Source organism: Aquimarina agarilytica ZC1 (genome assembly GCF_000255455.1).
Lineage (GTDB): Bacteria > Bacteroidota > Bacteroidia > Flavobacteriales > Flavobacteriaceae > Aquimarina > Aquimarina agarilytica.
This window is the reverse complement of the sequence record NZ_JH621259.1, coordinates 64692-77612: the sequence shown is the minus strand read 5'-3', so window position 1 is coordinate 77612 and position 12921 is coordinate 64692. Positions and strand designations below refer to the sequence as shown.

At 33.8% G+C, this 12921-nt stretch carries 7 protein-coding genes; 4 read left to right on the top strand and 3 right to left on the bottom strand.

Going from position 1 to position 12921, the window contains the following annotated elements:
- From KQA_RS18775 to KQA_RS0209560, 4 genes are all read left to right on the top strand, one after another.
- The coding region (locus KQA_RS18775; protein WP_010180509.1) for a T9SS type A sorting domain-containing protein at positions 1–2196 on the top strand (2196 nt) is incomplete at its 5' end.
- A 336-nt stretch (positions 2197–2532) separates the two neighbouring features.
- Positions 2533–5664, top strand: a complete 3132-nt coding sequence (locus KQA_RS0209570) for a SusC/RagA family TonB-linked outer membrane protein (protein ID WP_010180507.1) — start codon at positions 2533–2535, stop codon at positions 5662–5664.
- A gap of 10 nt (positions 5665–5674) precedes the next feature.
- Positions 5675–7453, top strand: a complete 1779-nt coding sequence (locus KQA_RS0209565; protein WP_010180505.1) for a RagB/SusD family nutrient uptake outer membrane protein — start codon at positions 5675–5677, stop codon at positions 7451–7453.
- A 7-nt stretch (positions 7454–7460) separates the two neighbouring features.
- Positions 7461–9158, top strand: a complete 1698-nt coding sequence (locus tag KQA_RS0209560) for a hypothetical protein (RefSeq protein ID WP_157366639.1) — start codon at positions 7461–7463, stop codon at positions 9156–9158.
- 163 nt (positions 9159–9321) lie between these two features.
- On the opposite strand, the gene clpX is transcribed toward KQA_RS0209560, so the two are convergent.
- From clpX to tig, 3 genes are all read right to left on the bottom strand, one after another.
- Positions 9322–10551, bottom strand: coding sequence for an ATP-dependent Clp protease ATP-binding subunit ClpX (gene clpX, locus KQA_RS0209555; RefSeq protein ID WP_010180501.1), 1230 nt, complete (start codon positions 10549–10551; stop codon positions 9322–9324).
- A gap of 78 nt (positions 10552–10629) precedes the next feature.
- Positions 10630–11304, bottom strand: coding sequence for an ATP-dependent Clp endopeptidase proteolytic subunit ClpP (clpP, locus tag KQA_RS0209550; RefSeq protein ID WP_029209543.1), 675 nt, complete (start codon positions 11302–11304; stop codon positions 10630–10632).
- A gap of 112 nt (positions 11305–11416) precedes the next feature.
- A complete protein-coding gene (tig, locus tag KQA_RS0209545; RefSeq protein ID WP_010180497.1) occupies positions 11417–12736 on the bottom strand; it encodes a trigger factor in 1320 nt (439 codons plus the stop codon).
- Positions 12737–12921: the final 185 nt, after the last annotated feature.

Genomic DNA, 12921 nt, shown 5'->3' with positions numbered 1-12921 from the left:
GGAAGAGCAGAGTTTGTGGCTTTTGATATTGATCATCCACAGTCTAGACCATTGTTTTCTGCTTTATTAAATGAAGTCGTGCCAAAGCTTAAAGGTAAAAATATGAGCAAACTTGGGTATATGCTTTCCAATGAACCTCACTGGAATACTTCTGGAACTTGGGATATCGTTGATTTTACAACATATACGCGTGCTAAATTTGCAACTTGGTTAGAAGCCAAGCACCAGTCAATAGCTAACTTGAATACTTTGTGGGGGACATCACATGCTTCCTTTCAATCTGCTTCAAACGACAGTGATTTGCAGCCCTCCAGAACAAATAAGAGAGGTGTTTTAGAAAGCCTTAGGGGGACACCTAAGTGGTATGATTTTATGCGATTTAATCAAGTGCGAGTAAATAATTGGTTTACTTATTTACATGATGAAATCCAAGGAATAGATGCTGCGGCTAAAACGCATATCAAATTAATTCCTTTTCAGTGGACGGATAATGATAGGGGGAGTGGATTAGATTTTGAGTACTTAATTGGTCTTTGTGAGGTAATTGGTCATGATGCGCATATGGACGGATCAAGAAGGTTTGGTAATAGACCTTGGCAAAACAAATACATGTTTGATTGGTTGCCTTTGACCATGTCTCATGATTTTTTTCACTCCATAAAGCCTAATGCGACCAATTACAATTCGGAAACCCATATACTTTATAATGTTCGGTTTCGCGAAGCATTTCTGAGAACATCTTATGTAAGGGCATCACATTGGTTAGCTACGCTTCATGGTATGGATATGTCTTTGAATTGGGTATGGGCTAGACAAGAGGATGGTTCACTTAGTCCTAATTTTGGTGTTGCTACAACTGTGGGACAACAACCCAGAACGCTTTTTGAATTGCATTCCACTATACTGGATTTGAATAGTTATGCCAATGAAATTTCGGAGTTACAAGAAATACAAAACCCGATAAGAATTTTTTATTCAGAGACCTCGGCAATCAACAAAGATAATCACATGTCTCAACTAAGTGATTTATATGAAAGCCTGTATTTTGAAGGATATAGATTAGGTTTTGTTACAGAAAACATTTTAAACACTCAGTCTTTAGCAGATTTTAATTATGTGGTAGTTAAAGATGTTGAATTCGTTAAGGAAAGTGAAATAGATGCTTTACAAAACTATTTAAATAATGGAGGAGTAGTATTTCTTGATACTGTAAGTCTTAAAAAGGATGAGTATGGTAAAAATCACACCAAAACATTATCTGCAGGAACAGGGATGATATTACCACTAGGTTCTAATCCTAAAAGTAGCATATTAAATAAGCTTTCGGCGGATGGTATTAAGTCAGCAATTGAAGTAGCAGAAGTTAATGAAGATAGCAATGTGCTAAAAGCAGTGGCTCATAAATCGGTATTTACTAATTCGGGAAAAAACATTATTTCACTGGTTAATACAGGTAAGACTAATGCTACAATTACATTATCAATGACGGGTTTACCTAGTTCGGGATTTACCATATTTAATTTATTAAAAGGAGAAAGTGTTACTAATGGTTTTGTGATGAAACCAGAAGAAGTTCTTCTGTTAGAACTTAGAGTTGATGGAAAAACAGAATTGTTAAGAATTAATGAAGCACCAGATTGTTTAAAACAAAATGGAACTGGTAGTATCAAGCTAGATTATAAGGCTACAGAACCAAGGGATATTCATGTCGATATTCAAGATTTATCAGATTTTAAAGGAGTAGGAAAGTCAAAAGTGAGGGTTGATGGTGAAGGTACTATAGTTGTAAATATTGAAGCAAGGGAAAATCTTCGATTAAATGAGAATTACCGTCTCAATATTTATATGACTGAGGCTGATAAAGATTTTAGTGCTACAGTTGAAGAAATAAGTGGAGGGAAGATAGTGGTTGTAGAAGAAAATTGCATTGATAATATTCTAAGCATTGATACCTTCGAAAAACTAGAAGATTTTAAAATTTATCCCGTGCCATTCAATGATAAGTTGATTATATCAAATGTCGAATCTTTAGTCACGGAATTTAAGCTTATTAGTTTAAATGGAAAAAAATTGATTCAAGGAAAAGATAAAGGAGATATAACTATTGACACTCAATGGTTAAGTAAAGGGGTGTATTTTGTTCAACTGCTTGATGGAAATAATGAAATAAAACATATCATTAAAGTAATAAAGTAATCCTAATATTAGTAGTAAATATATTGATCAATCCTTTTAAAATCTTCTAAAATAGAATAATAATAATATAAATAATTCCTAATTATCAATTGATTATCATTTTAAAACAAGTTTTTTAACATAATAATCAAGTATTAAAGAGGATATTTCTTAAAAGACGAAAAAAGCACCCTAATTAGACTAAAATAGTCCATTCAAAAATAAATCCTAATAATAATTTTACGACAGTAAACGAAAACGATGTATGTTAAAAATATTTAAATCGGAATAAAAGATTTAATTAATTGAGTATATATATGTGTTATTTTAATTACGAGTATGAAAAAACCAACAACTATGCATAATAAAAAAAACATTCTATTATGTGCTAATTCTAAAAAAATATTTTTGGCATTAGCATTACTAATGGGGGTATTTCATCAGCAATTATATGCTGAAGCGACTTTTTTTAAACATTTTTCTAATTTTCAGCAGACCGAATTTACAGGAACGGTAACAGATGAATCTGGAATAGCACTTCCTGGAGTGACAGTAACCAAAAAAGGTTCAGATAAAGGAGCAGTAACCGATTTTGATGGTTTTTTTTCCATACCAGCTAAAGAAGGTGATATTATAACCTTCTCGTACATAGGTTACAAAAATTACACTGTAGTGTATACGGGTCAAAAAAAACTGAAAGTAAAGATGGAAGAGGACATCGAAAGTCTTGATGAGGTAGTAGTTATTGGTTATGGAAAAGTTACTAAAAAAGAAGTCACAGGGGCTATTTCTCAAGTTAAAGGAGAAGAACTAGAAAAAATTGTAACACCAAGTGTAGAACAAGCTTTACAAGGAAAAGTGGCAGGTGTAAATATTACTGCGGCAGGTAGGCCTGGCGATGATGCCATTATCGAAATACGAGGAATAAGTTCATTAACGGGAAATAGTACGCCACTATATGTTGTTGATGGAGTGGTACAACCCAACATTCCACGATTAAATAGCTCTGAAATAGAAAGTGTAGAAGTGTTGAAAGATGCGGCTTCAGCAGCAATATATGGTGTTCAAGGAGGGAATGGAGTAATTTTGATTTCCACCAAAAAACCAAAAATAGGTAAAGCCAAATTAGATTTTAATTACGCAACAGGTTTACAACGTATTATTACAGAAAGAACTCCTTTACTTAATTCAAGAGATCAATTATATGCCAGAAATCTGGCTATTAGGAATGGCGCGCCTTCATTCTTTTTAAATACGGCTGAAGCGCTTCGTAATGATGATTTTGATATTAGAGATTTAATTCTTGTTGATTATGCCGAGCAAAACACCTATAATTTAGGAATTTCAGGAGGATCGCCTACAATTTCATATAATTTGACAGGAGGCTACCATGAGCAAGATGGTGTGGTGGTGAATACAAAGTTTAAGAGGCATAATGTAAGGGCTACTACTAGTTATAAAAAAGGGAGGTTGTGGGCTAGAGCTAGCGTAGCATACACTCAAGAAAACAGAAATGATCCGCGTTGGAATATTTTGCCTCAATCCATCATATATGCACCTTATAATGAGTCAGTAGATCTTGATGCAGATTTAGTTAATGTAAATGAAGGAAGTAATTTTTTAACTCAAAATTTTGTTGCATCCATTAGAGAAAAAAACAGATTAAGAAGAGATATTGTTAATTTAAGTGTGAATACAAGTTACGATCTTGTAGATCATTTGAAGTTTAAATCATGGATGGGGTATTACAAAAATAACGAAATCAGAAACCGTTTTGTTCCACAATTTGCCACATTCAACCCTGCTACAAATGAAATAGATAACGATCCCTTAAATAGTTTTGTTGAGGCTAGGAGCAGATTGCAAGATTCTTATACTTTAGACAATACCCTTGAATGGGATAATAGGTATGGGAAGCACCATATTAAAGTTTTAGCAGGATTTTCGTTACAAAAAAGTTCATCATCTTTTTTTGTGGCCAGTAGGCAAGGGGTTACCAATAATAATATTCAAGTAATTAATGGAGGTACGCTTAATGAAAGTGCCGCTTCGGGAGAAGGCTTTTTAGAGGATCGTGTTATAGAAAGAGTAGGAACTATAGGAAGAATACAATATGATTACAAAAAGAAATATTTAATAAGTATGGTAATCAGGCGTGATGCCTCAAGTATTTTTGGACGTGAAAATCGATGGGGTGTTTTTCCTTCAACATCTATAGCATGGAACGTATCTGACGAGGCATTTTGGAGTCCTTTAAAGTCTGTAGTTAATAAGTTTAAATTAAGAGCAAGTCTTGCCGAGGTAGGAAGTGATAAGGTAAATGACCCTTATTTGTCAGATCTTACAATTTCTAATTCTCAAGGTGCAGTATTCGGTGGAGCAAGAGTCTCTGGATTTGTAGCGAATACCTACAATAATCCCGATTTAAAATGGGAAACAACTGTACAAAGAAATTTTGGAGTGGATTTAAGCTTTCTGAAAAATAAAATCACATTAACAGGGGAATATTATAAGGATGAAAAAACGGATTTATTATTACCTGTTAGATTACCTGCTTCAGCTGGTTCGGATATATTAGATCTCACAGCAAATGTAGGGAGTTTAGTAAATGAAGGATTTGAAGTTGAGTTGAACTATAAAGATCAAATAGGCGATTTTAAATTCAATTTAGGAGCTACTTATACTCAAAATGAAAATATAGTTGAAGATCTTTTTAATACAGATAGAATACCCCATGCTCAAACACTTATAAGTGGTGATCCAAGTTCTACGGTGTCTCAGTTTAGAGTAGGTATGCCAGCTAGTGCCTTTTACTTATACGAAACCGATGGAGTTATCAATACAGACGAAGAATTAGCAGAGTACACCTCATCTGTCTCAACAATATTAGGCTTAAATCGTATTCAAAAAGGGGATTTGAAAATAATAGACCAAAATGAAGATGGAGTTATTAATGATGAAGATCGCGTATTTAAAGGGAGTGGTTTACCAGATTATACAGTAGGTATAAATTTAGGTTGTGATTACAAAGGTTTTGATTTTTCTATGAACTGGTATGCATCGGTAGGCAATGAAATATTGAATGGCCCCAAAGCATTAGCATACAATAGGAATAGGCACAGGGATTTAGTATATCAATGGTCGGAAGCAAATCCAAATTCAAATATTCCGGCATATAGAGGGGATGGTAAAAGTCATTTTAATTATGCAGGTAGCACCGATTTATGGATTGAGGATGGCTCATTTGTAAGACTAAAACAAATAGGTCTTGGTTATACACTAGATAATGAAGTTATCGAAAAGTTAGGGTTGAAAAGATTAAGAATGTCTTTATCGGCTCAAAATGTATTAACTTTTACAGACTACAAAGGTTTTGATCCAGAAATTACAAATCCACTAGGAAGTAATGATATACGAAATAGAGGAGTCGATATTGGAAATTATCCAATAGCAGCTCAGTATTTATTTGGTTTACAAATTGATTTTTAAAAAAATAGACATGAAAATTATAAAAAAGGATAGAAGAGCATACATTGTTTTACTTTTTGTAACGTTTTTCTTTTGCTCTTGTCAAGAAGATGAATTTTTAGTTCAATCGGACCCTAATGGTGTGACGGGTGCAGTATTTGCAGAAACAATTATGGAAGTTGATGCTTCTTTGGCATCGGTTTATGAAGGCTTAAGGGGGCATAGAGTGGCGGATGTAGGACCAGGAAATTTAATTTCAGATATTGTATTTCCAGGAAGGCGTGGTGCTGTAGGACAATTTTTTCAACATTTAGATTTTATAAATTATAATCTAACAAGTTCAAGTACTCAAATTGCTGCTCGATGGAGACAATTATATCAAGTTATTTTTAGAGCCAATTTAACGCTAGGTTTTGTTGAAAAAGGTAGAGAAAATGGACTTGATAAAAGTGAGCTGATCATTATTGAAGCCCAAGCAAAATTTTTAAGAGCTTTAGCTCATTTTTATGTGTACAATACTTTTAATGAAGGAAATATCATTCTACGAGTGCAGCCCAATCCGACTTTTAATAGTCTTTCGGTAAATGTCACTCCTGCGGATCAGGTAATTAAAGCCATAAGAGAGGATTTTACTTTTGCATACAACAACTTACCATTAAAAAATGATTCGGAATACCTTGCGGGGAGAATTACAGCAGGGGCAGCAGCAATGTTATTGGCAAACACGTATTTGTACGAAGGGGAGTTTGATAAAGCAATTCCTTTTTATGAAGAAATTGTAAATGAAAGTGCCAAATTTGGTTTTGCATTATTGACTAATGAAACAGAGCTATTAAATATGTTTTCCGATGAGGGAGAATATAATTCGGAATCTATTTTAGAGATCGAATATAATTTAGCTAATAATTTACAGCAAACGCAATGGGAGGAAGATAGCTTCCATAATAGACTTGGAGTTGTCGTAGGGCCTCCTATTTTGAACTCACAAGCTCGTCTGGTTCCTTCTAATTGGCTTACTGTAGAATATTTGGAAGATCACTTAAAATTTACGGATGCAGATAAAACAGACCCTGCTGTATATAACACTGTTTCATTAAGGGCTTCTAGTATGGTAGCTATGGTGAATGACACCAGAAACCCATATTATCAATCGGAGGTCCCTGCGCAACACTTTAGTTTTGATAGATTACCTGCGGTTTTTAGAAAATATACCAATTGGGATAATTCAACAGGAGAAATTAATTCAAAAGGATCAGCATGGAAATCAGGGAAAAATGTCATTCTAAATAGGTTACCAGAGGCTTATTTGAATTTGGCAGAATGTTATTTAAAAGGAGCAAGTCCAAGAGTTGATGAGGCAATTGAGCTCATTAATGTTATTAGAAGGCGTTGGAAAATTGCAGAATTTAAATTGGATCCTGGAAGCGCTATTTCGGAGCTAGACCAAGTAATGAATCATATTATGTATGTTGAAAAGCCATTGGAATTAAGTTTAGAGGGTTCCCATGCAAGATCAATAGATATTAGAAGGTGGGGAATCGCAAAAGAAAGGTTTGAAGCACTTTCTAAAGAAGATGGAACTTCTGTAAGAGATCGCTATAAGTTAGCTCCTTATGAGTATACAACTGCGGATGGAGAAACAGCTACAAGAGCCAGAAGTACTTTGGTGCCAATTGCAGATGGAGAAGATGTAGAGGATAGTAACAATAACAAGTTAGACGTGGAATTTACCGTTGCAGCCCAACGATATACAAATGGATATTATCCATTGCCAACTATAGAAACGGATTTTAATGAGAATATTAAATAATAACCTAATGAAGAATTCCATAAAATTATTCGCCAAAATACTTTATATATTTAGTTCATTATTATTGATCAATTGTAGTGATAGTGATGAATTTAATGCGCCCAATCAGTTTTCGGATGTTTACTTTGAGAATTCATTAAATAAAAGTTTTAATGAATTCGGAGCAGAAGTAGGTGAGGCTATTACGCTTTTAGATTTATCACAGTCTGCTTTAACTCATGAATGGATTTTAGAAAGTAATGGTTCAGTTTTTATTAGAGACTTTGAAGATAAAGACACTTTAAATTTAAAACCATTTATTATACCTGGAGCAGAAAAAGTTTCTAATGCAACCAAAGTAAATATCTTGTTTCAAACACCAGGAGAAAAAATCATACGATTAAAAAATACTTTCGAAGAAGAAGTGACCTATATACCACCAACTTTAAGAGAAGAGAAAGAGGAAGTCATAGGATCTGTTATGGAAAATGGTGTTTGGGTTTTTGATCAAGAATTTAAGGTTAGAGTTTTCGACAAAGTAAAAGCAGCTTTTACAGTGTCACAAGATGGAAATGTTATAGCAAATGTAACAGCTAATGATGATCCTCAAGCTGGCGATGCATCTAAATGGCCCGAAATAGTTATTGAGTCTGGAGGGGCGTTAATTTTTACTGATAATTCTACTGTTGGAGAGCCTAACAGCAGAAGCTGGAGATTGAATAACACAAGTTTAGATACCAACGCAGAGGAGGATGAGCAACAACAATTAGAAGTAAAGTATTTTTCATTAGGAGAATTTACAGCAGGAGAAATACAAGTAGATAGATTTAATGCATTTAAGGGAGGAAATGATGTGAAATTGATTCCATTAAATATTAAAGTTGTTCCTTCATCAGCTCCATTTGTACCTGTAGATACAGGTGATGTGGTAGATTTTAATACACTTAAGCTTAATACAACTGCAAGTATTGCTGCGGTAGGAACCGATTTTACAGGATTTGTGGCTAATATCACGAATGCTAACCAACCAAGCTTGTCATTACAAATTGATGTTACTTCTGTATCGGTAGACCCAGAAAGTAATAATACACTTCTGTTAAGCTTGTCCGAAAGGCTATACGAAGATGATATTGTTACACTTTCTTATACGTCTGATGGAAATATTACTTCTGTTGATAGTAGAACATTTCAATCATTTACAGATGTCAAAGTTAATACAAATGCTGAGGTTTTAGGAAATATTCTAGATGCTAAATATTATGGTTTTGAAGGAGGTTTAGCCCAAGAGGAGCATGGCTGGTTTGTGCAACATCCTGGGCAGATTACTATAAGTCCGGAAAAACCTTTTAGTGGAAACAATAGTATAAAATATGATAATACAGATGCGACATTGGCTCGTGCAGTTGCGGGAGAAATTGCAGCAACTGCGGATGCTAGAATAGGATTAGAAGAGGGGACTTACGATTTTTCTATGAAAGTATGGATAGATCCTACAGAAGCACCTAGAGGGGTAAGTTTAATTGTTAGATCTCCGTTTAACAATATCTTTTTTGATTTCGAAGGACAACCCACAGGCGAGTGGGTCACACTAGTGGTTCGTAAAGATATGGCAGCTGTTGATCCTCCATCTAAAATCAATTTCCAAGTAGCCGGAGGTAATTTTGGAGGAGCAGGGGTATTCTTTGCCGATGATATAAGTATAAAAAGAGTAGAATTGAGACCCTAATTTTTTTTTAGGAATAATAGAGTGAAAATAAGGTTGCCTTTTTAGGTAGCCTTATTTTTTTTGGACACTAACAAATAAAGCTCGTCCAGAAATTTACTTTCTAGACGAGCTTTATATTTATTATTAGTATAGAAACTATTATTTAAGGCGTAACATTTAACTATTATGAAACTGCTTTCAGTTTTATAATAGATTTGTTAAGTTTCTTTTCAGCGTAATCCTTGGTTACCTTAAGTGTTTTTTCATCACTATCTGGAAGCTCGAACATCGCATCGGTTAAAATAGCTTCACATAATGAACGAAGACCTCTGGCTCCTAATTTGTATTCATTCGCTTTTTCAACAATAAAATCCAAAGCACCATCGGTTATCGAAAATTCGATATCATCCATTTCAAACAATTTTGTGTATTGCTTAATAATGGCGTTTTTAGGTTCAGTTAAAATAGCTCTTAGGGTTTTAGAATCTAAAGGATTCATGTAACTTAATACAGGCAAACGACCAATAATTTCTGGGATTAAACCAAAATCTTTAAGATCTTTTGGAATAATATATTGTAGTAAGTTTTCTTTTTCTATCACTTCTTCTTTTATAGAAGCACTAAAACCTACAGCTTGCATATTTAAGCGTTTCTGGATATTACGTTCTATACCATCAAAAGCACCTCCGGCAACAAATAAAATATTTTCAGTGTTGACTTCAATAAATTTTTGATCTGGATGTTTACGTCCTCCTTTAGGCGGAACGTTCACTGTAGTACCTTCTAAAAGTTTTAATAAGGCTTGCTGTACTCCTTCACCCGATACGTCACGTGTAATACTAGGATTATCACTCTTACGAGCAATTTTATCTATTTCATCAATAAACACAATACCACGCTCCGCTTTTTCAAGGTTGTAATCTGCAGCTTGTAATAGTTTAGTTAGAATTGTTTCCACATCTTCACCAACATAGCCGGCTTCGGTTAATACAGTGGCATCCACAATAGCTAAAGGGACATTTAACATTTTTGCAATGGTTTTAGCAATTAATGTTTTACCTGTACCTGTTTGACCAACTAAAATGATATTACTTTTTTGAATTTCAATATCATCATCTGCTTTTTTCTGTAATAACCTTTTGTAATGGTTGTAAACAGCAACAGAGATTACCTTTTTTGAAAAATCCTGACCAATGATGTAGGTATCCAAAAACTCTTTAATGGCTCTAGGTTTACTCAACACTAATTCTTGGCTAAGTTCTTCACCATTTTCTTCCTTAGATTCTTCTACAACAATACCATAGGCTTGTTGGATACAGCGATCACAAATGTGTGCATCCAAGCCTGCAATTAATAAGCTTGTTTCAGGTTTTTTACGTCCGCAAAATGAACATTCTAAATCATCTTTCGCCATCTTTTCTTTGTTCGGATTATTTATTGTTTCGGTTAATAATTCATAAGTAATTAAAGAATAACGTATGAATTGTATTTTTTATTTTCTGGTAAGGATTTCGTCAATCATTCCATATTCCAATGCTTTATCAGCTTTCATCCAGTAATCACGATCACTATCGTTGTATACTTTATCATAAGTTTGACCAGAATGCTTGGCAATAATATTGTATAATTCTTCTTTAAGAATTAAAATTTCTCTTGCCGTAATTTCAATATCACTAGCTTGTCCTTGCGCCCCTCCCAAAGGTTGGTGAATCATGATACGACTATGTGGTAAAGCGGAACGTTTTCCCTTTTGACCAGCGCACATTAATACAGCCCCCATTGATGCAGCCATACCCGTACAAATAGTAGCCACGTCTGGTTTTATAAATTGCATAGTGTCATAAATACCTAATCCGGCATATACGCCTCCTCCTGGAGAATTAATATAAATTTGAATGTCTTTATTCGAATCGGTACTTTCCAAAAATAATAATTGCGCCTGAACAATGTTAGCAATTTGATCATTAATACCTGTGCCTAAAAAGATAATACGATCCATCATTAATCTCGAAAAAACATCCATAGCTACTGCATTCATTTGGCGTTCTTCAATAATATTTGGAGTCATACCCATTGGTGTCATAGCACTGGTTAGTTGCCCGTAGTAATTGCTATTTATTCCGTGATGTTTAGTAGCGTATTTTTCAAATTCTTTTCCGTAATCCATAGGTAAGAAATAATTTTAAGTTTAAAAAAAGGCGTAGAACAACCGTTCTACGCCTTAAAGATAGGATATTTTAAAATTCAATACATATAAATAACAATTTATACATAGTTGTTTAGTTGTATACTTCTTTTATAAAGTCGTCAAAAGTAATTTCCTTTTCTTCTAACTTAGCGTTTTCTTTATAAAAAGCTAATAATTTTTGACTCATTAACTGTTCAGAAATACGCTTTACTTCGTCTTGATTCCCTAAAATACGACCTGAAATTTCTTCTAATTCTTTATCCTCAGGATTAGTTTGACCAAATTGAGCCATTTGTCCTTTGATTAATTCCTTAGCATGATCTTTAATTTCGTCGTAAGTAATTTGAAGTTTATTATCGGTAATAATTTTTCCTTCAATCAATTGGAAACGTAAGCCTTTTTCACTCTTTTCATATTCAGCGGCAGCTTCCTCAGCGGTTAATTGCTTTTCTCCAGAAACTTGTAGCCATTTTTTTAAGAAATCGGCAGGTAAATCAAATGTAGTATTTTCAATTACACTTTCAGTAACCGTATTTAATAACTGCTGATCTGCTTGTTGCGCAAATTGATTTTCTGCATCTTCCTTAATTTTTTCTTTTAATTCAGAAACAGAAGTTACATTTTTCTCCCCAAAAAGTTTGTCAAACAACTCTTGGTCCAAATCCGCTAAAATACGTTCGTTCACTTCCGATATAGTAAAAGTAACATCAACATCAATAGCATCTATTTGATCTTGAGCAACACCTACTTGTGATACTAAAAGTTGCTTGTTTTCAAACAAATCTTTAGTGTTTACAGTAATCACATCGTTTACTTTAGCACCAATAAACTGCTCTTTTGTTTTTTCTTGTAAACTGTCAAGTTCAACACTAGCTTGCTTGCTAATCGAAGCCTCTTCGTTTTCAAATAAACCAGCAACCACATTATCATTCGCAACTACATCAACAGGAGTTAATTTTCCGTATTGTTTTTGGATAGAAGTTACTTGGTTGTCGATCATTTCCTCGGTAGCCACAATTTTATATTGTTTAATGGCGTCTTTACCTTGCAAGTTAATGTCAAATTTAGGCGCTAATCCAAGTTCAAATTCAAAAGTGAATTTTTCTGCGTCCCAGCTAAAATCAGCTTGTTCCTTTGGAAGCGGGTTACCTAATACATCTAATTTTTCTTCGGTAAGGTAGTTGTTTAATGTTTCTTGAATCAATTTATTGATTTCATCAACCAAAACAGCCTGACCGTATTGTTTTTTTACCATTCCCATAGGTACGTGACCTTTTCTAAAACCAGGGATATTGGCATTTTTTCTATAGTCTTTTAGGATCTTTTCAACGCGATCACTATAATCTTCTTTTTCGATATTTACGGTAACCACCGCATTTAAATCATCAATCTGCTCTTTAGAAATGTTCATTCTGGCTATTATTTAGTAGAAATAAATTGGGTGCAAAAGTAATACATTTTTAAAGGTTTACCAATTTTTAATTTCTTACAAAAAGTTAAATTTTAGTGAGTTGAACAAAGGACTTTTTTAATTGTGCTTAGATATGACTTTTTAAGAGCTTGATTTTGTTAAAAATAGTGTTTTCAATCTTGAAC